Genomic DNA, 25,656 nt, shown 5'->3' with positions numbered 1-25,656 from the left:
AGAACGCTAATACGTGTTGCTTAAAATATCTTTGTTATTTGTACAATAAATATTTTTTGCGGATTACTTTAAATAAGTTAAGCTCTTTTTCCCAACTGCTTCTAATTTCTGTAACAGATGTGTTACTTTCAATTTGTTGTTGTAATTTCTTAGTACCGGCAAGTTTAGTAAAAAATGCATTGAAGAATGGTGTGTCTTCGTTGTTTTCTTGGTGTGCCTTATAAAATTGTACTAGCCATTTTAGTTCAATTTTATTTGGTTTCTCTTCTTTTCTTAAATCTAATCCATAACATTCTAGATTTTCGTGCTTTGGATATTTCGCTCCCTCGTTGGGTTTTGGAGTAAATGCAAAGTTGTGACTAGCTATTTTATAGGCAGGAGTACCAATAATTTGAAATTGCTTGTCTGTTCCTCTACCAACAGAAACATTAGTTCCTTCAAAAAAGCAAAGTGAAGGGTATAATTCGATGGCCTTTGCATTCGGTAGGTTAGGCGATGGTTTTATTGGTAAATTATAGCTGCTATTGTGGTTGTAGTTTTTTAATGGTATGACAGTTAGATCACAATGTAACGCTTTGTCTAGCCACTTTTCACCATTGATCATGGTACCGTACTCACCAATAGTCATTCCGTAAACAATAGGAACGGGATGCATACCAACGAAGCTTTTATGTTTATTTTCAAGTATTGGACCGTCTATGTAAGCACCATTCGGATTTGGACGGTCTAAAAGTAGTACTGGAATTTTTGCGGCTGCACAGGCCTCCATTACATAATGTAATGTTGATATGTAGGTATAAAATCTTGCGCCCACATCTTGTATGTCAAAAACAACAACATCGATGTTCTTTAGTTGGGAGGGATATGGTTTTTTATTCTTTCCATATAGCGAAATAATAGGTAGTTTGGTTTTTTGATCTATACCATCTTTAACAGTCTCTCCTGCATCTGCCTTGCCTCTAAAACCATGTTCTGGTGCGAAAACTTTAGCAACGTTGATTTGTTTATTCGCGTGTAAATAATCTACGATATGTTCCTCTTGTTTGTTTGCTAGCTTTATGATAGAGGTTTGGTTTGCAACAATTGCAATGGTTTTATTTTTTAGTTTGTCGATATATAGCCCAACCCGATCTGCTCCGGTCACAATTACTTCTTCTTTTATATACGATAGGGATTCTTTTTTTCTGGAATCCTGCGCGAGACAAACCTGCATAAAACAGTTGAAGAAAACAAATAATAAATATGTATTTTTGGGATACTTTAAAAGCATAGTCTATTGAATTTCGAGTGGTTTATTGCAAAACGTATAATTGCAGGTAAAGAGTATAAAAATAGTATTTCATCCCCAATAATAAAAATTGCCACTATTGCAATTTCCCTTGGGATTGTGGTGATGTTGATTTCGGTTGCAATTGGTACTGGTTTTCAGCAAAAAATTCGCGATAAAATAACGGGTTTCAAAGGACATGTGCAGATTGTTAATTACGACAATAATAATACGGATATTTCAACGGTACCCATATCGAAAAAGCAACCCTTTTACCCAGAATTTTCAACGATTTCTGACATAAGAAATGTACAGGTTTACGCAAATAAATTTGGAGTAATACGTACCGAAACTGATTTTGAAGGTATTGTTTTTAAAGGAGTTTCTGAGGATTACGATTTTTCATTTTTCAATGAGTATTTAATTGCAGGTAGGTTGCCAAACTACACTTTAGACAGGAACAAAGAGATCTTAATATCTAAAACCATCGCCGATCGGTTGCAATTAAAGTTACAGGATACCATTCAAATTGTATTTAGCGTTACCAATCGTAAAATTCCATTTGCACAAAGAAAACCAATTGTTGTTGGGGTCTACGATACAGGTTTCCAACAATTTGATAAAACTATGGTAATTGGAGATATCCGGGAGGTACAGCGGCTAAATAAATGGAAAGAAGATCAAGTTGGTGGCTTTGAAGTATTGTTAAACGATTTTACCCATTTAGAGGATAAGGGAACGGAAATTTACAATGCTATCGGCGCGACACTAAATAGTACTACCATTGCTGAAAATTACCCACAAATTTTCAATTGGCTTGGTATTCTTGAAAATAACGTTTGGGTTATAATTGGAATTATGATTCTAGTTGCTGGCATTAATATGATAACTGCATTATTAGTTTTAATTTTAGAACAAGTGCAAACTGTTGGTGTTTTAAAAGCTTTAGGAAGCACCAATTGGAGTATTCGGAAAATATTTATTTACAATGCTTCTTTCCTAATACTAAAGGGTATGTTTTTTGGTAACATCATTGGATTAATGCTGCTTTTTATCCAGAAATATTTTAAATTATTACAATTAAATCCCGAAAATTATTATGTAGATGTGGTACCAATTTCAATCGATATTTTTTCCATTTTACTGTTGAATTTAGGAACATTATTCCTTTGTTTTTTAATGCTAATTGTTCCTTCCTATATTATTACTAAAATAGAGCCTTCAAAATCTATTAAGTTTGCCTAATTTGACAATTTCTTTTTGTTACTTTGTATCCTAAATAATTTAGGATGAAATACGCTAAAAACATATTAGAAACGATAGGGGATACACCATTAGTGCAATTAAATTCTGTCACAAAAGAAATTGATGCATTAGTATTGGCAAAAGTAGAGACTTTCAATCCAGGAAACTCTGTGAAAGATAGAATGGCATTGAAAATGATTGAAGATGCAGAAGCTGATGGAAGATTAAAGCCCGGTGGTACAATAATTGAGGGAACTTCTGGAAATACCGGTATGGGCTTGGCATTGGCAGCCATTGTAAAAGGGTACAAATGTATTTTTGTAATTTCAGATAAACAATCTAAGGAAAAGATGGACATTCTTCGTGCTGTTGGTGCGGAGGTAATTGTTTGTCCTACTAATGTAGAGCCTGATGATCCGAGGTCGTATTACTCGGTTTCTAAACGATTAGGAGAAGAAACTCCTAATTCGTGGTATGTAAACCAATACGATAATCCTTCCAATGCGTTGGCACATTACGAGCAAACTGGTCCAGAAATTTGGGAACAAACCGGGGGTAAAATAACGCATTTTATTGTTGGTGTAGGTACAGGAGGAACTATATCGGGTACTGCGAAATACCTAAAAGAGAAAAATCCAGACATAAAAATATGGGGGGTAGATACCTATGGTTCTGTTTTTAAAAAATATCACGAAACAGGTATTTTTGACGAGAATGAGATTTATCCTTATATCACCGAGGGGATAGGAGAGGATATACTTCCTAAAAATGTTGACTTTAGTCTAATTGATGGCTTTACCAAGGTAACGGATAAGGACGGAGCAGTATTCACTAGAAAAATAGCCAAAGAGGAAGGAATTTTTGTTGGAAATTCAGCCGGTTCAGCTATAAAAGGTTTGCTACAGCTTAAAGATAAATTTAAGCCTGATGATGTTATTGTAGTGTTGTTTCACGATCATGGAAGTCGTTATGTCGGTAAAATGTTCAATGACGATTGGATGCGAGACAGGGGGTTTTTGGAGGAAGAGGTTACCACCGCTGCAGATCTAATTAAAGCCCATGCCGATAAACCTCTTGTAGTTGTACAAACAGAAGAGTTGGTTTCTCATGCCATAGAGCGCATGCGAGAATTTAAGATTTCTCAGATACCTGTAAAAAATAGTACAGGATTCGTAGGTTCTATTGATGAATCTGTGCTTTTACACAATTTTATTGCGGATAAAAATATTGCAAACAAGCCTATAAAAGCAGTTATGGGCAATGTTTACCCTATCGTAGGACAAACCGCGTCTATAGATCAAGTTTCAAAATTAATTACGAAAGACAATCAGGCTGTATTAGTAGCGTTGGAAAATGGTAAGCATCATATTATAACAAAGTACGATATTATCAACGCTATTTAAGCTTTTAGTATCTGAAATGAGTACAAAAACAAAAACCCACCAATTGGTGGGTTTTTCTGTTAATCAAACTAATTCAAATAATTTACACAATGAAAACAAACTTGTTGCTGTGTTATTTTATATGTTTCAAACACTGTGCCAAAAATATAAATTAGAGCTATAATTTTAATTTTGTTTGTTTATTTTACAATTTATTAACTTTTATATGTTAAATTGTTAATGTATTCATAATTTCTATTCCTAACTAGCGTGTTTGTGTGCTTTGTAAGAAGATCGAACTAATGCGCTACTCTCTACGTACATGAATCCCATTTCTAGACCTATAGTTTCGTATTTTTTAAACTGATCCGGAGTTATAAACTCCTTTACTGGTAGGTGCTTTTTACTTGGCTGTAGATATTGCCCCATAGTTAACACATCCAAACCAACCTCACGTAAATCTTTCATCGTTTGAATTACTTCATCTTCACGTTCACCAAGTCCTAACATCATTCCAGATTTTGTTCGCATACCTTTGTCTTTCAGATATTTTAAGACTCCAAGGCTTCTTTCGTATTTTGCTTGAATTCGTACTTCCCTAGTTAATCGTCTTACGGTTTCCATGTTATGAGAAACAACTTCAGGATGAACGTCCACAATACGTTGAATTAATTTTTCATTTCCTTGAAAGTCGGGAATTAATGTCTCTAGAGTAGTGTTTGGATTTGCTCTTCTAATGGCATCCACTGTTTCTGCCCATATAATAGAACCTCCATCTTTTAGATCATCGCGGTCAACCGATGTGATTACAGCGTGCTTAACTTTCATTATTTTTATAGAACGAGCTACTTTTTCAGGCTCATCCCATTCTACCGTCTCCGGTCGCCCTGTTTTTACACCACAAAATCCACACGAACGAGTACAAATATTACCGAGAATCATGAAAGTCGCAGTACCTTCTCCCCAACATTCTCCCATATTCGGGCAACTTCCACTGGTACAAATAGTATTCAATTTGTACTTGTCAACCAAGCCACGTAATTCCGTATATTTTTTACCAACAGGAAGCTTTACTCGTAACCATTTTGGTTTCTTGGGTCTTTCAGGTAGTGTTACTGTTTCGTTTATCATGTTACTCTTGTATTGAAAATACAAATTTACAAATAAAAGCTTTACAAATTAAGTAAAAACCAGGTACTAAAAAGAATCAGAAAAAGAATTCCAGCAATACTCCAAACTTTCATCCAAATATTTGGTCGATTTTTTTTGGAGTGTGTTTACCCGTAATAAGTAGGTAGTTTATAATAGCATAAAATGGAGCAGTTAAAAAGGATAAAATTGTAGCAAATTTTACCAAAAAACCCATATCTGCCATAAAATATTTTAAAAGTATACAAGTGCCTATTGCCAAGAGAATAATCCAAAACCAATAATTTAATTTTCTCTTTTTACCTAGTAACAATTCGGATGATTTTTCCATTGCTCTTGGAGAGGCGTCTAAAGTGGTTAATGTGGTACTAAACATAGTAGTAAATGCGGCAATTCCTATAAACACATGTGTATGGGTTCCTAAATTTTCTGTGTATAAATGTATGAGTTGCTCTGCAAATACAGCTCCTTTGCTTGAGAAAGTAATTCCGGAGTTGAACATCACCATAGCACCGAGAATTACAAAGCATATGCCTAAGAATAGGGTGCCTATGTAACCGACGTTAAAGTCAAATATGGAATTTTTTACATCAATATTTTCAAATGTAATTTTATTTTTTTCGACCGACCATAAAGAATGCCAAATAGAAATGTCTAGCGGTGCTGGCATCCATCCCAAAAATGCAATAAGAAATGTCAATTCAGCAGAACCTGATGGAATGATTTGTGTAAAACTATAGCCTTTTTGGTCTTTAAAAATAGCTACTAAAACAGCTACTAATGTACTGATAGTAAGTATAATTATTATGTACTTCATTAAATTATCTAAGAGCTTGTATTTACCGAATATCAGAATTAGAAGACTTAAAAATAGTATTAGGAATGACCATAGTACTAAATCGTTTGTTATTCCGAATATATGGGAGGCTAGACCTGCCGTAACAATGGTTACTGCTGCTTGAATAGTAAACATAGTGGCAAAATTCAGAATGTAGTAGCTAATTAGTACTCCTTTTCCTAGCTTTCGGTAACCATCTAGTAAAGATTCTCCGGTCGCTGCGGTGTATCTGGGGCCAAATTGAAAAAATGGATATTTAAAAATATTTACAAGTACCAATGCCCACAACAAACCAAAACCAAATTCTGCTCCTGCTCTTGTAGATTGTACCAAATGGGATACGCCAATAGCCGCTCCGGCAAACAAAATTCCTGGACCGAGTAAAGGAAAAACTTTTTTCATGTTTTTTGAGGTTAAAAGTCTTTAAATGTACTTAAAAAAAAGTTAGCTGGATTTACGAATAATTTCAGCAAGTAACTTTTTTGCTCGCAAGAGTTTTACTTTTACATTATTTATAGGTTCTTCTATTTTTTCTGAAATTTCTCGATAGCTAAGTTCTTGAAAGAAACGTAAATGAATTACCTGTTGGTATTTAGGCTTTAATTGTTTAATATCGAGAAGTAATTTTGCAAGGTTTTGCTCGGTTATTATTTTGTCTTCAGGAGAAGGCGAATTATCGACGATATCCAATACTTCTGCTTCTTTTTCAACAGTAGTTTCTATGGATATTGAGCTATGGTTTTTACGAAGAAAGTCGATATATACATTTTTTGATATAGCAATGAGCCAAGTTTTGAATTGAAAATTTTCGTCAAAAGAATGGATTTTATCAAAAGCTTTGGAGAACGTTTGAATGGTAATATCTTCCGCATCATTATCATTTTTTGTCTTCTGTAATTGAAAATAATAAACGCTTTCCCAAAAGTGATCTAGCAAATAATTGAAGGCCATTTGTTCTCCTTCTTTAGCTTTTTTTATGTATTGTTCTAGTTTGATGTTCGTAAGGATCTTCAATTTTTTACGCTGCTAGCTAAAGTGCTCATAAATGTATATAAACACACCATAGCATACAAACAATCTAATATAGGTAAAAAAATGAGTAATTTCTTTTCTTTGAATACTTTTATTAACGAAAATAAAGCTGCGTATTGCAAAAGATAATATACCAATAAGAAACCTAAAGAATATTTTAGATTTAAAAAAAACAGTAAAGGTAAGGTTAGATATACTATAATTTTACTGAAACGAAATAGTCGGAGAAATGTCTTTGGTAATTTTTTATATTCTTTGATGATTTTTATATCCTCTTTTTGCAGGGAAAGATACTTTTTAAGCGATATTGTACTATTCCGATACACCGTATTTTTTGGTACCGGACTCATGGTTGTATTTCTAGAATTGGCCGCATCTTGTAAGAACAAATCAAATTCACCGTTGTTAATTTTTAAGTGACTTATAAAACCGTTAACCCTAAAAAAATCCTCTTTATGCATGGCAAAATTACCTTTGAAAGCTTTGTAAGGAATTCCAATGTTTACAAAACTTATCATTTGTGCAGTAGTTAGGATATTAGTGAATTTAGATAAAATTCCAAGTAGGGAATTTTTAGTGGTAATAATCTTCTCATTACCGATGAGAATTGTTTTTGTAGTTGCAAAAGAATTTGCCACTGTTGCAATCCATTCTTTAGTAGCAGGTATGACCGTAGATTCGGTAAATAAAATACAATCATATGTAGCGGCTTTTACTCCAAGTGTCAAGGCATACTTCTTATTGTTCCAGAATGTTTCATTGTTGGCTACATTAACAATTTTTATAGTCTTATATTTTTCGGAAAAAGCTTCCATAATAGACAAACTATTATCCGTAGAGCAATGATTTACCAAAACAATTTCTTTATGTTCATAGGTCTGTTCTAGTAAGGAAGTAATAAATTCGTGCAGTACGTTTTCTTTATTTTTTACGTATACTAGAATTGAGATACCTGATTCTCGTGTTGTATTCTTGGTGTTAGGTTTTGTTTTACCGAGGAGAATAAAGAAGAGGTAGTACAAATATTGAATACTCATAAAAACTACAGGAATGTAGACAAAAGTAGCTCTGAGCATCGTACAGGTTTAAAATTAGCTGTGTGCAGTGTCAGTGCAAGTATCAAATTGATCTGGGGTTTTTCCACAGAAACCACAAGATTCACCGGTTTTGTTAAGCATCGGGTTTTGACTAGCACAGGTTCCTGCGAATTCACCGTCTTTTTTAGCCCATATTTTTATGGCGATACCTGCAAAAGCAATTGCTAATAAACCTACAGTCACAAATACTAATTTCATACAAAAATCTTAATTAAATCGTTGGCAAATATACGAAAATCTCATTGTATCTTTCTTAAAATAGACTAAAATTATAGCGTTTTATGGGTGGGAGATATTTCTTAATTTTCAATGGGAATTTCAGATTCGAAACTACGTTTTAAAGTATGTTTACCTCCATTTCTAAATGAATACCAAATTTTTTTTCAACTTCTTTTTGAATCTCTTGTGCCAACCTATAGATATCTTTTCCAGAAGCATCTCCATAGTTTACAAGAACAAGAGCTTGCTTTTCATGCACTCCATATGTTCCATAGTTTTTTCCTTTGTAGCCAATGTTTTCAATAAGCCAACCAGCAGGAACCTTTACCTCATTTTCGGAAATTGGATAACTTGGGATTTTCGGAAACTGTTTTTGTAAGGCTTCGTATTTTGTTATTGCTATTACTGGGTTTTTAAAGAAGCTACCACTATTTCCAATTTTTTTTGGGTCTGGAAGTTTGGATTTTCGAATAGATATTACTGCTTCAGAAATGTCTTTAATACTAGGATTTACAATATTCTTCTTCTTCAACTCACTTTCAATCGCACCATAGGATGAGTTTATAACATGCTTGGTCTTTGTTAGTTTAAAACTAACCGCTGTAATCACCACCTTATTTTTAAGCTTTTGTTTGAATATAGAGTTTCTATACCCAAAATTACAGGCTGTATTGGAAAATGAAACTCGTTTACCAGACTTAATGTCGATGCCCTCTACTTTAGTAATAGCATCCTTAACCTCAACACCATAGGCGCCTATGTTTTGAATGGGAGCTGTTCCTACATAACCAGGAATTAAAGATAGGTTTTCTAATCCACCATAATTTTGAGCAATACACCAGTTTACAAAGTCATGCCAATGTTCCCCAGCATTTACGGTTAGATAAATATAGTTTTCCTCTTCCTTGTCTATTGAAATTCCTTTAATATCAATGTGTATTACCAGACATGAGATGTCTTTGGTTAAAAGTATATTACTTCCTCCACTAATTATGTACACTTCCTTTTCTTTTTCTAAGATATTTTTTAATGCAAAGAAAGAGGAAACAGAGACAAAACGTTTGGCATATACATGCATACCAAACGTATTGTATTCTTTTAAAGATATGTGTTCTTGAATATTCAATTAACTATTGTATTTCGCTAAGGCTATTTTAATAATCTCCACACAACGAATAAGGTCTTTTTTATTCAGCACATATGCAATTCGGACTTGATTTTTTCCTTCGCCCTCGGAAGAATAGAAACCACCTGCAGGAGCAACCATAACTGTTTCATTATTATCGTGAAACTCTTCCAGAATCCACTGTGCAAAATCTTCTGAATTAGTAACAGGTAATTCCGCAATACAGTAAAAAGCTCCTTTTGGTTTTGCTACCCTAACCCCATCAATTTTTTGTAACTCGGCTATTAGTGTATTTCTTCGATCTTCATATTCTTCAATTACTTCATCGAAATAACTCTGTGGTGTATCTAACGCTGCTTCACTTGCTAGTAAAGCATAGGTTGGAGGCGACAAGCGAGCCTGTGCAAATTTTAAAGCGGTATGGATAAACGCTTCGTTTTTAGAAACAATACATCCTATCCTTGCGCCGCACATACTATACCTTTTCGATACAGAATCAATCATGATGGCATGTTGTTCTAGCCCTTCTAATGACATTACAGAATTATGCTTTTCACCATCGTAGGTAAATTCTCTATACACCTCATCTGCAATTAAAAACAAATCGTGTTTTTGTACAATTTGTTTCAATTTATTTAGCTCGTCCTCACTGTATAGATATCCTGTGGGATTCCCGGGATTACAGATTAAGATGGCTTTTGTTTTTGGAGTAATTAGTTTTTCAAATTCCTCGATAGCGGGTAATGCAAAGTTATCTTCTATTTTCGAAATAACAGGAACTACATGAACGCCAGATGCAGTAGAAAATCCGTTGTAATTAGCATAAAATGGCTCTGGTATAATAATTTCATCTCCTGGATCTGTTATACTACCAATCGCAAATAATAATGCCTCTGAACCTCCTGTAGTCGCAATTATATCTTTTGCATCTACTTTTATTCCGTTCTTATCGTAGTAATTCGAAAGTTTTGTCCTGTAGGATTCCGAACCTTCTGATCTTGCATAAGACAAAACTTCTATGGCGTTATTTTTTACTGCATCTAATGCAATTTTAGGGGTTTTAATATCTGGTTGTCCAATATTTAAATGAAAAACTCTTGTGCCGTTTTTCTTTGCAGCCTCTGCATAGGGAACTAATTTCCGGATGGGTGATTGAGGCATAGCATTTCCTTTAATTGAAATTGAAGGCATTGTAATTATATTAGTTGTTAATGCTACAAATTTCCGAAATTATTTTTATTTGTAATGCTTTTTTATCCTTAAAAAAAAGTGTTAATAATTATTAATTTGAATTTTATTTTTAAATATCATCGTATTTTTAATGTTTTAAAATTATTCCCTTGCGTCAATTATTTTTTTCCCTTCTGATATTTGTTTTTTATCACAGTAATGCACAAGTGTCTTTTAAGTTTACAAATCCTCAAAAAAAGAAAGAAGTAGTTCCTTTCCAATTAATTAATAATTTGATTGTGTTTCCTTTAACTGTAAATGGAAATGAGCTATCGTTTATTTTGGATACAGGAGTTAACAAAACCATTTTATTCGATTTATCTGCGAATAAAGATTTATTATTTACTAATTACAGAAAAATATTAGTCCGTGGTTTAGGGGAGGGGCAACCTGTGGAGGCTTTAATTTCCTTTGAAAATACGATTGAGACAGAAAAAATTTCAGGAAAAGACCAGGAGGTTTTAATCTTGTCGAATAACAGTTTTAATTTGTCGTCTAGGATGGGTGTTACCATTCACGGTGTTATTGGTTACGCAATATTAAAAGATCTTGTAGTTCACATAAACTACACTTCTAAAAAACTTACTTTCTACAATCCATTGTATTACAAACCAAAAAAATGCAAATCATGTGAAGAATTACAAATAGATTTTTCTGACAACAAACCATATGTAAATGTTTCTGTTCAATTAAAAAATAAAGATTCAATTAATATTCCTGTAAAATTTTTAGTCGACTCCGGTGGAAGTGATGCTTTATGGCTATTTGAGGATACAAAGCCATCAATACAAAAACCTGAAAAATATTTTGAAGATATACTAGGAGAGGGATTTAGTGGTACCATTTATGGAAAGCGAAGTCGTATTTCTGAGCTACGTATTGGTGAATTTTCACTGCCATATCCTACAGTTTCATTTTTAGATACGCTTTCAACTTCTAATGCAAGAAGGATAAGAGTAGACATGGAAGTATTGGAGGAGGAGTTCTCAAACGTTTTAATATTTGGATTGATTACCAAAATAGAAATTTGAAACTTCAAAAAAATAGAAATTTTAACGACGGATTCTTTTACAATATGAGTGGGATTCAGGTGATATATGGGAAATTAGACTTAGTAGCACAAAAGAAATTATCTACGGTAAACTCCTATGGGATAAAAGAATACAACTCCCCAAATACAGGGAAGATAATCGATTTTGTCTCTAACTATGTGTACAATTTTAAGCCTTCGTTTAAAATAGATAAAATCGTTAAAGATTCACCAGCTGCAAAGGCTGGTTTACTTGAAGGGGACATTATTTACTATTTAAATGGAAAACCTTTTTATGAATTAAATTTATCCGATTTTTCAGAAATATTTCGGTCAAAACCAAATCGAAAAATTAAACTTAGTATTAAGAGAGCGGGGCAAGATTTAAAATATTCTTTTCGGTTAGAAAAAGGATTTAATTACATTACAAAATTTAGTTTTTATTTAACGATATCCCTTTATGTTTTCTAGTTCTAGCGTACCAGTGCTAAAGCTATGTTTAGTAGGTAATTTAGCTCCTGAAGAGGTTGTTGTCCAATTATTCCAAGAGGCTTCAACACCTCCAATTGGTAGTATAGACACCCACATTTTAAAAGCTACTGGTATATAATTACCATCTAAAATCCATAAATAAGAATCACCAGGTGTTGATCCTCCTGCATTGTAGGTAACCAAAAGTGCTTTTTTACCTTTATAAGGAACGATACTCCTTGTTACACTGAAGTCAAATACTTTATATGGAGCTACTAGCCAAAAACTATCGTTATTAAAATAGTTTTGAGCAGTACTTATTAGTTCACTGTTGTCACTTTCTTTTCCATCTTCGTAAGCAATACTTTTTTCGATTTCTTTTGTGTGCAAAATTACTTTTTTACTATCCCAAGTAACCTCTACAATCCCCGTTTTTTTATCCCATTTATAATCGTGTACTCCTCTAAAATTCCATTCGATATACCGCGTGTTTTTGTAGGCCTTATAGTCTAATGCATGCAACATTTTGGTAGCTAAACTATCCGCCGCAGCACCAACTTTTCCTTGCGGGAGTTCTTCGTGATAACTGTGATAGGTAATTACAGAAATCACAGTTAGTATTAAAAATAAAATTCCTAAAACTTTAAAAAACTTTCTCATATTAAATGGTTCAAAAATGCAAAACTACTATTTTTAAATGTAATTTAATTTTAAAAAAACACTTTGTTATACTACTATAATTCATCGGATAAATAGCTAGCTTTTATCATTCTATCATTTCCTCTAAAGTCTTTTCGCAATTCAATATTCGTATACCCTTTATTTTTCATCATTGCTAGCATTTCCTCTGCCAGATACTGATTTATTTCAAAAAATAGCATTCCGTTTTTTGTTAAAGATCTCTTTGCAAGGTCTGCTATTTTGGAATAAAAAATTAATGGATTATTATCGGTAACAAATAGCGCAAGGTGTGGTTCATTTTCGAGCACATTTTTTTTCATTTCATTTTTCTCTAACTGCCGTACATATGGCGGATTAGAAACAATTATATCAAATTTTTTTGGTAGTTGTTCTGTACGCAATATGTCTATTGCTAACCATTCTATATTTACATTGTTTGAGGCCATGTTTTTTTTTGCTATTTCCAGAGCTTTTTCCGAAACGTCTATGGCACATATGTTACTGGTTGTTAAATTTTTTTTAAGGGCGATAGGGATACAACCAGAGCCTGTTCCTATATCTAGTATTGAAATAGAGTCTTGTTGTTTATTTTCTTCAATAATCCAATCTACAAGCTCTTCTGTTTCCGGTCTTGGTATCAAAGTGTTTTTATTTACATAAAAGGGGAGTCCATAAAACTCTGTTTTTCCAAGAATATACTGAATGGGTTCTTCTCGTAATAAACGTTGTGTTACTTTTTCTAAACGATGTAGGGTATCCTGAGAAATGATATTTGTTGGGTTAACAATAACATCAACGGGGGAAATCGCCAAATATTCTTCTGTGATTAAAGCGAAAAAAATATCGACTTCATTTTTGGGGTATAACACAGTAAGCTTTGTGTAAAAGAGTACTTTGAATTCACGTACAGTCATTATTCGCTATCGCTTTGAGGTTACTAAAGGTCTTTTAACATCCATACTGTGCAGGAATAATGCCCTGTGTTACCCATTGGTTGACTGAGCTTATGGAAACCATTTTTTTTATATAATTTTTGAGCAGCATGCATGTAGGGCATTGTTTCAATATAACACTGCTTGAACTCGTATTCTTTTGCCTTTTCTAAACATTGTGTAATTAATTTACTTCCAAGTCCTTTGCCTCTAATAGAAGGAGAAAAGTACATTTTTTGCAATTCGCAGACATTGTCATTTTGTCCCTCTAATGGCCCGATTCCGGCACCTCCAAGAATTTCTCCTTTGTATTCAATTACAAAATAACAAGCCCTTTTATTCTGATAGGTTGCAAACATTTCATCGGTGGCCTTATCCTCATAAGCGGTTCCTGTTTTAGGAACATTTAATTCTATTAAAACACTTCTTATAAGTTGCGCAACTCCTGCATTATCTGCTGGTTTAATTTCTCTGATAATAAAATCAAAAGGTGTCATTGGAATATAGTATTTTTGCAACAGCAAGTTACCTAAATTGAAAAATATATGAAAAAAATATATTGGTTTTTATTTGCCATTGTAATAAGTAGTTGTTCGGTAAAAAAACAACCTGAATTTATTAAAATTGACGATATAAGATTGTTGTCGACACAACTAGATACTGTTAAATTAGGGGTAAATGCCTACTTCAAAAATCCCAATACAGTTAGTGGAAAGATTCAGGTTGAAGATATGAGAGTAGCATTTAATAAGGAGCAGTTAGCATTAGTTACTTCAGAGGAATTTAAGGTTCCTGCCAAAAGTGAATTTACAATTCCATTACAAGTTGCGATACCTACCTCTAAAATTTTTGAAAATTCGAATAAAGGGATTCTGGCAGGACTTGTTAATTCTATTTTTACAAAAACTATCGAAGTGCACATTAAAGGAGATTTGCGCTATAAAATGTATGCGTTCTCTAAAGTGTATCACATAGATAAAACAGAAAAAGTAACCATTCAAAATTAAGTACTTGCAGCATAAAAAATACATAAAACGCTGTCTGCAATTAGCGAAAAAAGGAATCGGAACTACCAGACCTAACCCCTCGGTTGGTGCTGTTGTAGTATTAGAGGATACGATAATAGGAGAGGGTTTTACCAGTCCTTATGGTGGTCCTCATGCCGAAGTGAATGCAATTAATTCTGTGGCAAATCAAGAGCTTTTAAAAAAAGCAACCATATACGTTACTTTAGAACCCTGTTCTCATCACGGGAAAACACCGCCCTGTGCGGATTTAATTGTAAAGAAGCAAATACCAAAAGTTGTTATTGGGTGTCTGGATACTAATAGTCTTGTGGCAGGAAAAGGGATAGAGCGTTTGAAAAATGCTGGTTGTGAGGTCATTCTTGGAGTACTAGAAAAAGAATGTTTGCAGCATCATAAACGATTCTTTACGTATCAGAATAAAAATAGACCTTATGTAGTTTTAAAATGGGCGGAAACCAAAGATGGTTTTATAGCACCTTTGACTAGAGATGAAAAAAACCGGTATGGATATCTAATCCTTTTTCGAGGCAAATAGTGCACAAATGGAGAGCACAAGAACATGCCATTCTCGTTGGAACAAATACGGTTTTAGAGGATAATCCAAGTTTAAATTTGCGATATTGGAGCGGCCAAAATCCAGTTAAAGTAATTTTAGATCGATCATTGCAAATTGCCAAAATTTTAAAATTTATAATGGTGACGGTAAAGTAATTGTAATTACCGATACTTATACTACGTGTACATTGGAAAAAGATGCGATTGCTTTTGAAAAAATTGATTTTTCGAAAAACATAGCAGCTCAAATTTGTGAGGTTTTATTCGAGTACAAGATACAATCTCTTTTTGTGGAGGGAGGAGCACGAACATTACAAACCTTTATTGCAGCTAATCTATGGGATGAGGCAAAAATATTTATCGGAGATACTTCGTTTAACGAAGGTATAAAATCTCCATCATTACATGCTGAGCTCTCTCATGTTGAAAAAATAGATAACGATATATTAAGAACTTATTACAATGATTAAAAATATCATTTTTGACTTTGGAGATGTGTTTATAAATCTCAACAAAGATGCTACTCATGACGCATTGCAAAAATTAGGAGTAACCTCCATTACACCCGAAATGATGGATGTGTATTACAGTTATGAAAAGGGTTTACTTTCTTCTCGTGATTTTATTGCTCATTTTCACGGTAAATATGGAATCGTAAAAAGGGATTTAATAGAAGCATGGAATGCCATTCTTTTGGATTTTCCAGAACACAGATTTCATTTTTTAAAGCGTTTGGCAGCTACAAAAAAATATCGTCTTTTCTTGTTGAGTAACACCAATGAATTGCATATCGATTGGATTCAAAAGGATTGGGGAAATAAAATATGGGAGGACTTCAAAAACTGTTTCGAAAAGTTCTACCTTTCTCATGAGATCAATTTAAGAAAACCAAATTCAGATATTTATGCATATGTACTGGAAGAAAATAATCTAATTCCTGGGGAAACTATTTTTATTGACGACACTAAAGAAAATACAGATGCAGCCAAAAGTCTTGGCATACACGTTTGGAATATCAATCCCAAAACAGAAGATATAAGCAACCTAACACAAAGAAAACAATTCTCTTAATATGATCTATTTAATTTTAAGTATCGTTTTCTCCTCTTCACTTTTTGTGATATTTAAATATTTTGAACGTTATAAAATAAATACCTTACAGGCTATTGTTGTGAATTATTTGGTAGCATTTGTTGTGGGAATGTTATCGGCTTCTTCTTTTTCAAGAATAACTACCATTCCGCAGCAACCCTGGTTTTATGGCGCTTTAGTACTCGGTTTATTATTTGTTTCTGTATTTTTTGTAATGGCAATGACATCGCAAAAATGGTGTTTCCGTAGCGTCAATATCCGGAAAAATGTCTGTTGTGGTTCCCATATTATTTGGTATTATATTATACGATGAAACTATAAATTTAATCAAGGCATTAGGGATTACTATCGCGTTAATCGCAGTGTATTTAGCATCTAATAAATCAAGTAAAAGTTCCAACCCTAAAGTAAGCCTCCTTTTTCCGGTATTATTATTTGTTGGCTCTGGCGTAATTGACACTGTCTTAAAATATGTAGAGATAAATTATGTTGCACCAACGGAAGTTGATTTTTTTTCGGGAAGTTTGTTTGCAATAGCAGCATTCTTTGGAATGTCTATTTTAGGATATAAATATTTAGTTCATAAAAGTAAGATACATATTAATAGTATCGTAGCAGGAGTTGTTCTAGGAATTCCTAATTACTATTCTATTGTTTTTTTAATTAAAGCATTGCAAAATAAAGATTTTGAAAGTTCTACTTTATTTACTATGAACAACGTGGGTATCGTAATTTTATCTGCTCTTTTAGGTTTTTTTATTTTCAAAGAATCATTTAGTGTACAAAATAAAATTGGAATTGTTTTGGCAATATTAGGAATCGCATTAGTTTCTTTGGCATAATGAGTACACTAGACGATACATACAAGACCATTATGGGCCCTTCTCAGGAATCATTGTTTAAGGATAGAAATAGTAAATTTTATGGGTATGCTTTTCCGATACAAACTGAAGCAGATATAAAAAAGTATTTGGAAAGTTTGCGCAAGAAGCACCATACTGCAGGTCATCATTGTTATGCCTGGCAATTAGGAACCGATAAAATTAGCCATAGAGCAAATGATGACGGAGAGCCAAATAATTCCGCAGGACAACCAATTTACGGACAAATTCAGGCTTTTGGCTTGACCAATATTTTAATCGTTTCGGTGCGCTATTTTGGCGGTACAAAATTAGGAGTAGGGGGGCTTATTAATGCCTACAGAACCTCTGCTCGAATGGCTATTGAAGCTTCTGAAGTAATTGAGAAAACCATAGATGTTGTTTATCAATTAAATTTTGGCTACGATAGGATGAACAAGGTAATGCGAATTATTAAAGAAAAATCGATTACTGTTCTCAATCAAAAATTAGAATTGGAATGTATGTTGGTAATTTCCATTCGAAAAAAAGAAGCTGAAGCAATACATGATATTTTTATGAATTTATTTAAAGTTTCCATAAAAAAAGTTTAACACGACATTATTTTTCACCGTATTTTACTATTAGAAACAAGTTCCATTGTAAAAAGTATCAGCTTGCAACAGTGAAATGCTCTTTTTTGCTGCATTCTTCCTGTTTCGTTATCAATGGAAGTACGGGAATATTAGTCTCTTTTATCTTTTTAAAAGAGAAATTACCAATACCATTACCAGTAGCATCTAAAGTTAGGGAAGCCGTGAATCTTTCCATTGTATTCTTTTCAAGCTCTGCATTTTCGTGAACAATAGATTCACCTATTAGTTTAAGCTGTTTCGTAATGAATTTCGTACCTCTTTCCTGAATTTTTCCAACCACATTGATGGTGGCAGTATCGTTACTATAAATGTTAGAAATTTTAACAATACCAGAAATTTTATTGTTTTTTTTAGATATGGCTAACGAAAATTTAGCAATGGTTGCTTTGGGAACTGCAGTATTTCCCACGGTACATTTTACATAATAAATATCCCTTTTAGTTTTAGGGATAACTTTTTCTTTGGGGGTAAACATTTTTTTTAATTTTAATCTTTCATTAAAAATAATAGATTTAATTGAATAATCCTATTTTTTTGGTATAAGTGTCAGTTCTTTAGTTTGAGCGTACGTTTAATTGGTATTAAAATTTATTTAGAAATAAACTAAATAAATTTTGTGTTTGTTAAATTATATGATACATTTGCATTAAATTTAATCAATCTAAATAAACAAAATACTCACTTTGATAAATTCAATACAAATGAAAAAAGTTATACTTTCTATGCTAGCAGCATCTACATTAGTATTTGCTTCATGTTCTGACGACGATTCTCCAGAGGATCCAAATGTGGTTGTACCAGAAACCTATACATTTACAAGAGATGGTAGTTCAACAGTTAGCTATTCAGGACAAAGTACGAGAATTGAGATGGCAGAGGTAATTTTAGATGCTCTTATGGACGAAGACATCACAGATGCAAATGTCATTTTAAACATGTTTAGTCATGAAGAAAATAGAGAAGATTTTCCAGGTAGAGCGGATTTAAATGCTTCCAACAAAAGTGTTCGAAGTAAAACTGCAGCATCAAAAGATTATTTCTCCTCAAACTCTACGGAATCTAATGCTATTAAAAATATTTTTGATGGTTACATCCGTAGTCAAGTAACGGAAGTTTTTCCTAATTGGGAAGTAAATGCAGAAGCTGGAGTTGCAGGAAAAATTCAAGTTGGTGGAGGATCTACCAGATATGTTAATGCCAGAGGGTTAGAATACAATCAGGCATTCGCAAAAGGACTTATTGGTGCATTAATGATGGATCAAATGTTAAACAACTATTTATCAACTGCCGTTTTAGACGAGGCATCGAACGTAGAGGATAATAATGCCGGAACTACTGCAGAGGGTAAAAATTATACAACCATGGAGCATAAATGGGATGAAGCTTTTGGTTATTTGTATGGTGCAGAAGAATCAGCTGCTGCTCCACAATTAGGTGCAGATTCTTTTTTGAATAAATATTTAGCAAGAGTTGATGGTGATGTAGATTTTGCAGGAATTGCAGACGAAATATACGATGCATTTAAAACAGGTAGAGCTGCCATTGTAGCAAAAAATTACACGGTAAGAGATCAACAAGCTGAAATTATTAAAGCTGCGGTTTCTAAAGTCGTTGCCGTGAGAGCTGTATATTACTTACAAGCAGGTAAAAGTAACTTAGGCGTGGATAATTCTAAAGTTTTTCATGATTTATCAGAAGGATATGGTTTCGTACAGTCTTTAAGATTTACACAATCACCTGATGGCACGCCTTACTTAACAGCTTCTCAAGTTAATGCGTTTTTATCAGAATTAGAAGAAGGTGAAGGTAATGGTTTTTGGGATATCGAAGCTAGTACTTTAGATAACATGTCAGAAGCTATCGCTACTGTTTTTGGTTTTACAGTAGAACAAGCTTTATAATTAACTTTTATATTTTATAAAAAAGTAGCTGAATTTTCAGCTACTTTTTTTTATCTTTACACTTTATTTAGAATAAATAGTAATAAATAACATGAAAAATTTTTTATATTTTCTTTTAATAACCTCATTATCCGTAGCATGTAGCTCTTCTTCAGAGGATCCTGATACACCAGACGACAACTACGATAGAAGTAAGATTTTAACCAACGTTGCAGACAATATTATTATTCCTGCTTTTGCTAATTTCGATGAAAAACTAAAAACATTACAAGAAAAAACAACAACTTTTACTGCATCTGCAGATGAAAATTCTTTAGAGGAGGTAAGGACTTCTTGGTTGGAGGCTTTAAAAGCTTGGCAAGATGTTGCCGTTTTTAATATCGGTAAAGCAGAGGAGATTGGTTTTGTAAATTTCATTAATATTTATCCTACTTCCTCGGATGAAATTGAATCTAATATAGAAAGTGGAAATTACGATTTTTCCAATTCTAATTACCATGATTCACAAGGTTTTCAAGCACTGGATTATTTATTTTTTGGATTAGGAGAAACCGATACGGCAATAGTGGCTAAGTTTACCACCGATGTAAATGCTGCTGGATATCGAAAATATGCCAATGATATTCTTTCTAAAATGACAGAAATAACTACGGCAATAGTAAATGATTGGCAAGGAGGGTATAGAGATGAGTTTGTTAGTAATTCTGGTAACACAGCCACAAGTTCTTTAAATAAATTTGTTAACGACTTTATATTCTATTACGAAAAACTTCTTAGAGCTAATAAATTTGGAATTCCAGCAGGAAATTTTTCAAACACGCCATTACCTGAGAAAGTGGAAGGGTATTACAATCAGGAAGTTTCCAAAGAACTTGCAATGCGAGCTTTAACCTCTATAAAAAGGCTTTTTAATGGAGAAAGTTATGGTGTATTACGCAATCCAGGACCTGGCTTTAAAGAATACCTTGAGGCCTTAGATAATGCAACACTTGCTGCTAATATCAACAATCAATTCAATACTGCGCAAACACAAATTAATACTCTAGACAATAACTTTTACAACCAGATAAACACCGACAATAGTGCGATGTTATCGGCATATGATGAATTACAAAAAGCTGTTGTAATGCTAAAAGTTGATATGCTGCAGGCATTTAATGTACGCGTAGATTATGTAGATGCAGATGGTGACTAAAATAATTATTATTAACCATATTAAAACTGTCTGTTAAACCAGACAGTTTTTTTATAATTATATGCTATTTAAAGTTTATTTTAGAAAACAATACAGTGCGGCTCCGTTGGCCTCGTTCCGCATACTTTTTGGTGTTATGATGCTGCTTAGTATCGTACGCTTTTGGCACCAAGGTTGGATTGAGAAATTGTATCTTACGCCAAAATTTCACTTTTCTTACTATGGCTTTGAATGGGTTAAACCTTTAGGTTCTTTCACATATGTACTATTTGCTATTTGTGCGATTGCAGCAATATTTATAGCATTAGGATACAAATATAGAATTGCTATCGTAGTTTTTTTTCTGAGTTTTACTTACATAGAATTAATGGATAAAACTACCTATTTAAACCATTATTATTTCATTAGTATCCTTAGTTTTTTACTCATTTTTTTACCTGCAAATGTCTATTATTCTATAGATGCTTACCAAAAAAAGCAAGAGTATTTATCCGTCCCTAAATGGACCATAGACAGTATCAAATTGTTATTAGGTATCGTATACTTTTACGCGGGCCTTGCAAAGCTAAATACCGATTGGATGTTTCGCGCTATGCCACTTAAAATATGGCTTCCTTCTAAATATGATTTACCCTTAATAGGACAGAATTTAATGCAACAAGAATGGTTTCACTATGCCATGAGTTGGTCTGGTGCAATTTATGATCTGACTATTCCTTTTTTGTTGGTTTTTAAGAAGACAAGAGGGTTTGCTTTTTTTCTAGTCGTAGTATTTCACGTTTTTACCCGTGTTCTCTTTCCTATCGGAATGTTTCCATACATAATGATAGTTGGAACATTAATATTTTTTGATGCCAAATTTCACCTTAAGCTAATAGGCTTATTTAAACAAATAGTACCATTTCCATCGGAAGGTATGGTTACCTCTGAAAGATTTGAATTTACAAAACTTGGAAAAGGTATGCGTACGGTATGTTTAGTTCTTTTTTTGGTATGCAATTGTTGCTACCATGGCGATACCTTTTATACCCTGGAGAATTGTTTTGGACCGAGGAAGGGTATCGTTTTTCTTGGAGAGTTATGCTCATGGAGAAAGCAGGGTATTCTGTTTTTAAAATTGTAGACGGTAAGTCTGGTAGTTTCTTTTATGTTGATAATACCGATTTTTTATCGTCATTTCAGGAAAAGCAAATGAGTTTTCAGCCGGACTTTATTTTGGAATATGCACACTACCTTGGCGATCATTTCAAAAGCCAAGGACATAAAAATATAGAAGTATACGTAGAAAGTTACGTTGCTTTAAATGGTCGACTTAGTACCCTGTACATAGACCCTAAAATTGATTTATACCAGCAAAAAGAGAGTTTTAAGCATAAAGAATGGATTAAACCTTTTACACATGAAATTAAAATTAAAGGAATTTAAAAGTTTAGCTATAGTATTGTTCATGACGTGTAGTGCTTATGGACAATATACAATTATTGGAACTGTGACCACCGAGGAAAACATACCCATTAATAAGGTACAGATTTTCGATCGCGATACAGGGAAGGTCACTAATACTAGTTCTGATGGTTCGTATAGTTTGGCTTCCACGAGGAAGGAAATTAACGTAGCTTTTTACAGCGATGGCTATAAAATCAAAAACATTACTCTAAATCTTACTGAGGGAACGAACAGACTGGATGTAGTTTTAGAATCTTTTTCTGAGGAATTATCAGAGATAGAAATTTCGGTACAAAAAAGAAAAGTATTCGAGTTAACTAGGTTAAGAGATGTAGAACAAACCGCAATTTATGCAGGTAAAAAAACAGAGGTTATTTTAGTAGGGCAAGCAACCGCTAATTTAGCCTCAAATAACGCCAGACAAATTTACAACCAAGTTGTTGGTTTAAATATCTTTGAGAATGATGATGCAGGTTTGCAATTAAACATAGGAGGTAGGGGATTAGATCCCAATAGAACTTCTAATTTTAACACGCGTCAAAATGGCTACGATATTAGTGCTGATGTTCTGGGGTATCCAGAGAGTTATTATTCGCCGCCAGCAGAAGCTATGGAAGAAATTCAAATTGTTAGAGGAGCCGCCTCACTTCAATATGGAACTCAGTTTGGCGGATTGGTAAATTTTGTTTTTAAAAAACCAAACCCAAATAAAACCTTCGAGTTTCAAACTAGAAATACTCTTGGTAGTAATAATTTATTTACCAATTTCACCAGCGTTAACGGTACCAAAGATAAATTCTCCTATTTTGCATTTTATAACTATAAACAAGGAGATGGTTTTCGACCAAATTCGGAATTTTCTTCTAAAAATGCTTTTGCACATTTTGGATATGAGTTTAGCTCAAAATCAAAACTAGAAGCGGAAATTACTTACCTAGAATACCTTGCACAACAACCTGGTGGATTAACGGATAGTATGTTTAACGAAGATATGTTCCAGAGCAATAGAGAACGCAACTGGTTTCAAGTAAATTGGCTTTTGTATAATTTAAAGTACTTTTATGAATTTTCCGAAAACACAAAAATGAGTTTGAGTTTTTTGGTTTGAATGCTTCTAGAAAAGCTGTCGGCATACGAACTAGGAGAGCTGATGTATCCGATGTTGGCGGTGTTAGAGAACTATTAATTGGAGACTTTAATAACTTTGGATTTGAATTTAGATTTTTAGATTCGTATAATTTTTTTGATAAAAAAGCCACCTATTTATTGGGAACCAAATTTTACAAAGCAGATAACAATTCTATTCAGGGACCAGGTAGTGCTAATTCAGACGCTGATTTTACCTTGCGAACAGAGGAATTCCCTAACTATAAAAACCAATCTGATTTTAGTAATCCTAATTTGAATATCGCTTTTTTTGGGGAAAACATCTTCTACCTAAGTGATAAATTATCCATTACCCCAGGTTTTAGAGTGGAATACATTAAAACTGGAAGTAAAGGATTTAAGAAAACGGTAAACACGGATGGTGCAGGTAATCCTATTGGAGAAATAGAGGAGTTTGATGATATTTCAAAAGAGAGAATGTTTGTATTATTTGGGGTAGGTATGGAGTACAAATGGAATAGTAATATTGAAATGTATGGAAATATTTCTCAGAATTATCGTTCAATTACTTTTTCGGACGTGAATATCGTTAATCCTTCCAATGCAATTGACGAAAACTTAAAAGATGAAACTGGTTTTACAGCCGATATTGGTATAAGAGGAAATTATAAACGATTGGTATCTTATGATATTGGAGCGTTTGCATTATTTTATAATGATAAGATTGATTTTTTATCTACCACCATACCACCTGTTAATTATGCTGGGCTTTTAAGAACTAATATTGGAGATTCTCGAGTGTACGGAATCGAATCTTTATTGGATTTTAACCTGCAGAGAATTTTAGATATTAATCCGAACTATGCGTTTAATTACTTTGTAAATTCTTCTTTTATAAAAACCGAGTATACAAGGGCTATAGCACCTGGAATTAAAGGAAACAAAATGCCTTTTGTTCCGGATGTTAATTTAAAGACTGGTATTAAATTTGGATACAAGAATTTTTCCTCTTCCATGCAATATACCTATCTCTCTTTACAGTATACCGATGCGTCAAATTCTATAGGTGGAGGTGTAAGCGGGGTAATTGGTGAAATTCCGGCTTATGATGTATTTGATTTTTCATCTTCGTATAAATTCAAATTATTCAAAATTGAGGCAGGTGTCAATAATTTATTAGACGAAAATTACTTTACCAGAAGGGCAACGGGCTACCCTGGTCCTGGAATTATTCCGTCAGCACCAAGAACCTATTACGTTACTGTAGAATTTAAAATATAGCTTATTTGTAATAACTCTAAATAATAGGTAGTTTTTTTAGCTCTTTTCTTGTAGTTACAATTGTTAGTATCTTTAAAAAAACTTTATGATTATGTTTAAACCTGTCGACATTAAAGAAAAGTTAGTCCATCTTCAAAAAAAAACCATTAAAGAACACCATATCAATAATTGGTTACAAAATATATTTTACGATCTTGATGTAAAAAGAAATGATATCCAGACTAGGCTATTAGATCGAGGAAAAAATAAAAACAATGTTTTTAATATTGATCATGTAGATGCGAAAATATTTTTCATATCGATCAGATTAAACAAATTTGTGTTACGTACAGATTGCGATTTTTGGATACAAGTTTATTTAAAGGAGATTACCCAGAAGAAGCAATTTCCAAGATTAGAGATTTAGAAAATCTGCACGATACAAAATTTTCTAATTTTAAAATTATTGCTCCTCAGGAATTATTTCGAATTAAAAAAGCAGACGATCCTTTGTTATTTGCGCCCATGGGTAACGGCTATTTTTACCTCATACACAAATGGGGAAACGATTTACATCCGTTGCGAAAATTTAAATATTGGGCAATTAAAAACGTAACAACACTCGGATTAACAGCGTTGTTCATTAGTATACTTTTTACCGCTTTATCGTATTATATATCATTTAACAACCAAGAGAGTGCTATTGCATACACCATTGTAATATTTCTATTTACTTTTAAGTCTGTTGTTGGTGCCATTCTTTTTCTAGGCGCTGCATCAGGTAAAAATTTTAGCGAGTATAGTTGGCAAAGTAAATACGATAAAATTTCTTGATATTTTTTCATTAATAGAACAAGTCTAAATACGTATATTTGTTT

25 protein-coding genes and 3 pseudogenes are annotated in these 25,656 nt (G+C 33.1%); 16 read left to right on the top strand and 12 right to left on the bottom strand.

What is annotated here, in order from left to right:
• Positions 1 to 34: 34 nt before the first annotated feature.
• Positions 35 to 1,213: an exo-beta-N-acetylmuramidase NamZ domain-containing protein gene (locus BSU00_RS04300; RefSeq protein ID WP_233188584.1), complete on the bottom strand. Its 1,179-nt coding sequence runs from the start codon at positions 1,211 to 1,213 to the stop codon at positions 35 to 37.
• Between the two features lie 63 nt (positions 1,214 to 1,276).
• Between BSU00_RS04300 and BSU00_RS04295 the strand changes: the two genes are divergently transcribed.
• Both BSU00_RS04295 and BSU00_RS04290 read left to right on the top strand, forming a co-directional pair.
• The gene (locus BSU00_RS04295) at positions 1,277 to 2,512 is read left to right on the top strand and encodes an FtsX-like permease family protein (protein ID WP_105003262.1); all 1,236 of its coding nucleotides are present in this window, start codon (positions 1,277 to 1,279) and stop codon (positions 2,510 to 2,512) included.
• A gap of 44 nt (positions 2,513 to 2,556) precedes the next feature.
• Entirely contained in the window at positions 2,557 to 3,915 is a 1,359-nt protein-coding gene (locus BSU00_RS04290) for a pyridoxal-phosphate dependent enzyme (protein ID WP_105003261.1), read from the top strand.
• Positions 3,916 to 4,155: 240 nt separating this feature from the next.
• Here BSU00_RS04290 and lipA read toward each other — a convergent pair whose 3' ends face one another.
• The 7 genes and pseudogenes from lipA to BSU00_RS04255 all read right to left on the bottom strand — a co-directional run bounded on the left by lipA (position 4,156) and on the right by BSU00_RS04255 (position 10,546).
• Positions 4,156 to 5,025 carry a lipoyl synthase gene (gene lipA / locus BSU00_RS04285; RefSeq protein WP_105003260.1) on the bottom strand — a complete coding sequence of 290 codons (870 nt, stop codon included), beginning with the start codon at positions 5,023 to 5,025 and terminating at the stop codon, positions 4,156 to 4,158.
• A gap of 41 nt (positions 5,026 to 5,066) precedes the next feature.
• Positions 5,067 to 6,283, bottom strand: a pseudogene (locus tag BSU00_RS04280) (Nramp family divalent metal transporter).
• A gap of 42 nt (positions 6,284 to 6,325) precedes the next feature.
• A complete protein-coding gene (locus BSU00_RS04275; protein ID WP_105003416.1) occupies positions 6,326 to 6,832 on the bottom strand; it encodes a sigma-70 family RNA polymerase sigma factor in 507 nt (168 codons plus the stop codon).
• A gap of 59 nt (positions 6,833 to 6,891) precedes the next feature.
• Positions 6,892 to 7,950 carry a glycosyltransferase family 2 protein gene (locus tag BSU00_RS04270; protein WP_158254391.1) on the bottom strand — a complete coding sequence of 353 codons (1,059 nt, stop codon included), beginning with the start codon at positions 7,948 to 7,950 and terminating at the stop codon, positions 6,892 to 6,894.
• 54 nt (positions 7,951 to 8,004) lie between these two features.
• A complete protein-coding gene (locus tag BSU00_RS04265; protein WP_105003258.1) occupies positions 8,005 to 8,208 on the bottom strand; it encodes a membrane or secreted protein in 204 nt (67 codons plus the stop codon).
• Between the two features lie 139 nt (positions 8,209 to 8,347).
• On the bottom strand, positions 8,348 to 9,355 hold the full coding sequence (murB, locus tag BSU00_RS04260) for a UDP-N-acetylmuramate dehydrogenase (RefSeq protein ID WP_105003257.1): 1,008 nt from the start codon (positions 9,353 to 9,355) through the stop codon (positions 8,348 to 8,350).
• A complete protein-coding gene (locus tag BSU00_RS04255) occupies positions 9,356 to 10,546 on the bottom strand; it encodes a pyridoxal phosphate-dependent aminotransferase (protein WP_105003256.1) in 1,191 nt (396 codons plus the stop codon). It abuts the gene before it with no gap.
• A gap of 149 nt (positions 10,547 to 10,695) precedes the next feature.
• Between BSU00_RS04255 and BSU00_RS04250 the strand changes: the two genes are divergently transcribed.
• A complete protein-coding gene (locus BSU00_RS04250) occupies positions 10,696 to 11,616 on the top strand; it encodes a pepsin/retropepsin-like aspartic protease family protein (RefSeq protein WP_158254390.1) in 921 nt (306 codons plus the stop codon).
• Entirely contained in the window at positions 11,613 to 12,086 is a 474-nt protein-coding gene (locus tag BSU00_RS04245) for a PDZ domain-containing protein (protein WP_105003254.1), read from the top strand. Before BSU00_RS04250 ends, BSU00_RS04245 begins: the two co-directional genes overlap by 4 nt.
• Here the strand turns inward: BSU00_RS04245 and BSU00_RS04240 are convergent.
• The 3 genes from BSU00_RS04240 to BSU00_RS04230 all read right to left on the bottom strand — a co-directional run bounded on the left by BSU00_RS04240 (position 12,060) and on the right by BSU00_RS04230 (position 14,196).
• Positions 12,060 to 12,746 carry a hypothetical protein gene (locus tag BSU00_RS04240; protein WP_105003253.1) on the bottom strand — a complete coding sequence of 229 codons (687 nt, stop codon included), beginning with the start codon at positions 12,744 to 12,746 and terminating at the stop codon, positions 12,060 to 12,062. The two genes, BSU00_RS04245 and BSU00_RS04240, sit on opposite strands and share 27 nt — an antisense overlap.
• 74 nt (positions 12,747 to 12,820) lie before the next feature.
• Entirely contained in the window at positions 12,821 to 13,681 is an 861-nt protein-coding gene (gene prmC, locus BSU00_RS04235) for a peptide chain release factor N(5)-glutamine methyltransferase (RefSeq protein WP_105003252.1), read from the bottom strand.
• Between the two features lie 23 nt (positions 13,682 to 13,704).
• The gene (locus BSU00_RS04230; RefSeq protein ID WP_105003251.1) at positions 13,705 to 14,196 is read right to left on the bottom strand and encodes a GNAT family N-acetyltransferase; all 492 of its coding nucleotides are present in this window, start codon (positions 14,194 to 14,196) and stop codon (positions 13,705 to 13,707) included.
• Positions 14,197 to 14,244: 48 nt separating this feature from the next.
• Between BSU00_RS04230 and BSU00_RS04225 the strand changes: the two genes are divergently transcribed.
• From BSU00_RS04225 to BSU00_RS04205, 6 genes and pseudogenes are all read left to right on the top strand, one after another.
• Positions 14,245 to 14,706: an LEA type 2 family protein gene (locus tag BSU00_RS04225; RefSeq protein WP_105003250.1), complete on the top strand. Its 462-nt coding sequence runs from the start codon at positions 14,245 to 14,247 to the stop codon at positions 14,704 to 14,706.
• Positions 14,707 to 14,728: 22 nt separating this feature from the next.
• Positions 14,729 to 15,752: pseudogene (ribD, locus tag BSU00_RS04220) on the top strand (bifunctional diaminohydroxyphosphoribosylaminopyrimidine deaminase/5-amino-6-(5-phosphoribosylamino)uracil reductase RibD).
• Positions 15,745 to 16,353, top strand: a complete 609-nt coding sequence (locus BSU00_RS04215) for an HAD family phosphatase (protein WP_105003249.1) — start codon at positions 15,745 to 15,747, stop codon at positions 16,351 to 16,353. Before ribD ends, BSU00_RS04215 begins: the two are co-directional and overlap by 8 nt.
• A 1-nt stretch (position 16,354) precedes the next feature.
• A complete protein-coding gene (locus BSU00_RS13185) occupies positions 16,355 to 16,687 on the top strand; it encodes a hypothetical protein (protein WP_233188583.1) in 333 nt (110 codons plus the stop codon).
• Positions 16,650 to 17,216: a hypothetical protein gene (locus BSU00_RS04210; protein ID WP_233188582.1), complete on the top strand. Its 567-nt coding sequence runs from the start codon at positions 16,650 to 16,652 to the stop codon at positions 17,214 to 17,216. The genes BSU00_RS13185 and BSU00_RS04210 overlap by 38 nt, the downstream gene beginning before the upstream one ends.
• Positions 17,216 to 17,827, top strand: coding sequence for a YigZ family protein (locus BSU00_RS04205; RefSeq protein WP_105003248.1), 612 nt, complete (start codon positions 17,216 to 17,218; stop codon positions 17,825 to 17,827). The genes BSU00_RS04210 and BSU00_RS04205 overlap by 1 nt, the downstream gene beginning before the upstream one ends.
• Positions 17,828 to 17,885: 58 nt before the next feature.
• Here BSU00_RS04205 and BSU00_RS04200 read toward each other — a convergent pair whose 3' ends face one another.
• Positions 17,886 to 18,344 (bottom strand): DUF1842 domain-containing protein, encoded by a 459-nt coding sequence (locus BSU00_RS04200; RefSeq protein ID WP_105003247.1) that lies wholly within the window; start codon positions 18,342 to 18,344, stop codon positions 17,886 to 17,888.
• A 226-nt stretch (positions 18,345 to 18,570) separates the two neighbouring features.
• On the opposite strand from BSU00_RS04200, the gene BSU00_RS04195 reads away from it, so the two are divergent.
• The 6 genes and pseudogenes from BSU00_RS04195 (at position 18,571) to BSU00_RS04170 (ending at position 25,612) form a co-directional block, all read left to right on the top strand.
• Positions 18,571 to 19,770: a DUF4856 domain-containing protein gene (locus tag BSU00_RS04195; RefSeq protein WP_105003246.1), complete on the top strand. Its 1,200-nt coding sequence runs from the start codon at positions 18,571 to 18,573 to the stop codon at positions 19,768 to 19,770.
• A gap of 91 nt (positions 19,771 to 19,861) precedes the next feature.
• Positions 19,862 to 20,965 (top strand): imelysin family protein, encoded by a 1,104-nt coding sequence (locus tag BSU00_RS04190; protein WP_105003245.1) that lies wholly within the window; start codon positions 19,862 to 19,864, stop codon positions 20,963 to 20,965.
• Between the two features lie 61 nt (positions 20,966 to 21,026).
• Positions 21,027 to 22,390: pseudogene (locus tag BSU00_RS04185) on the top strand (HTTM domain-containing protein).
• On the top strand, positions 22,365 to 23,519 hold the full coding sequence (locus BSU00_RS13900; protein ID WP_369820255.1) for a TonB-dependent receptor plug domain-containing protein: 1,155 nt from the start codon (positions 22,365 to 22,367) through the stop codon (positions 23,517 to 23,519). The pseudogene BSU00_RS04185 and the gene BSU00_RS13900 overlap by 26 nt, the downstream one beginning before the upstream one ends.
• Complete coding sequence (locus tag BSU00_RS13895) at positions 23,516 to 24,799, top strand: TonB-dependent receptor family protein (RefSeq protein ID WP_369820254.1); 1,284 nt, start codon at positions 23,516 to 23,518, stop codon at positions 24,797 to 24,799. The genes BSU00_RS13900 and BSU00_RS13895 overlap by 4 nt, the downstream gene beginning before the upstream one ends.
• 342 nt (positions 24,800 to 25,141) lie before the next feature.
• Positions 25,142 to 25,612 (top strand): hypothetical protein, encoded by a 471-nt coding sequence (locus tag BSU00_RS04170; protein ID WP_105003243.1) that lies wholly within the window; start codon positions 25,142 to 25,144, stop codon positions 25,610 to 25,612.
• The last annotated feature ends 44 nt before the right edge of the window (positions 25,613 to 25,656 follow it).

Source organism: Tenacibaculum sp. SG-28 (genome assembly GCF_002954385.1).
In the GTDB taxonomy this organism is placed as follows: Bacteria; Bacteroidota; Bacteroidia; order Flavobacteriales; family Flavobacteriaceae; genus Polaribacter.
This window is presented reverse-complemented; position numbering and strand designations above follow the sequence as displayed.

Bases quoted from the DNA above. Each gene is read 5' to 3' on its own strand.
- BSU00_RS04300 (WP_233188584.1), bottom strand. From the start codon at position 1,213: ATGCAGGTTTGTCTCGCGCAGGATTCCAGAAAAAAAGAATCCCTATCG.
- BSU00_RS04290 (WP_105003261.1), top strand. From the start codon at position 2,557: ATGAAATACGCTAAAAACATATTAGAAACGATAGGGGATACACCATTA.
- lipA (WP_105003260.1), bottom strand. From the start codon at position 5,025: ATGATAAACGAAACAGTAACACTACCTGAAAGACCCAAGAAACCAAAA.
- BSU00_RS04275 (WP_105003416.1), bottom strand. From the start codon at position 6,832: ATGGCCTTCAATTATTTGCTAGATCACTTTTGGGAAAGCGTTTATTAT.
- BSU00_RS04270 (WP_158254391.1), bottom strand. From the start codon at position 7,950: ATGAGTATTCAATATTTGTACTACCTCTTCTTTATTCTCCTCGGTAAA.
- BSU00_RS04265 (WP_105003258.1), bottom strand. From the start codon at position 8,208: ATGAAATTAGTATTTGTGACTGTAGGTTTATTAGCAATTGCTTTTGCA.
- BSU00_RS04255 (WP_105003256.1), bottom strand. From the start codon at position 10,546: ATGCCTTCAATTTCAATTAAAGGAAATGCTATGCCTCAATCACCCATC.
- BSU00_RS04240 (WP_105003253.1), bottom strand. From the start codon at position 12,746: ATGAGAAAGTTTTTTAAAGTTTTAGGAATTTTATTTTTAATACTAACT.
- prmC (WP_105003252.1), bottom strand. From the start codon at position 13,681: ATGACTGTACGTGAATTCAAAGTACTCTTTTACACAAAGCTTACTGTG.
- BSU00_RS04230 (WP_105003251.1), bottom strand. From the start codon at position 14,196: ATGACACCTTTTGATTTTATTATCAGAGAAATTAAACCAGCAGATAAT.
- BSU00_RS04225 (WP_105003250.1), top strand. From the start codon at position 14,245: ATGAAAAAAATATATTGGTTTTTATTTGCCATTGTAATAAGTAGTTGT.
- BSU00_RS04215 (WP_105003249.1), top strand. From the start codon at position 15,745: ATGATTAAAAATATCATTTTTGACTTTGGAGATGTGTTTATAAATCTC.
- BSU00_RS13185 (WP_233188583.1), top strand. From the start codon at position 16,355: ATGATCTATTTAATTTTAAGTATCGTTTTCTCCTCTTCACTTTTTGTG.
- BSU00_RS04205 (WP_105003248.1), top strand. From the start codon at position 17,216: ATGAGTACACTAGACGATACATACAAGACCATTATGGGCCCTTCTCAG.
- BSU00_RS04200 (WP_105003247.1), bottom strand. From the start codon at position 18,344: ATGTTTACCCCCAAAGAAAAAGTTATCCCTAAAACTAAAAGGGATATT.
- BSU00_RS04195 (WP_105003246.1), top strand. From the start codon at position 18,571: ATGAAAAAAGTTATACTTTCTATGCTAGCAGCATCTACATTAGTATTT.
- BSU00_RS04190 (WP_105003245.1), top strand. From the start codon at position 19,862: ATGAAAAATTTTTTATATTTTCTTTTAATAACCTCATTATCCGTAGCA.
- BSU00_RS13900 (WP_369820255.1), top strand. From the start codon at position 22,365: ATGAAATTAAAATTAAAGGAATTTAAAAGTTTAGCTATAGTATTGTTC.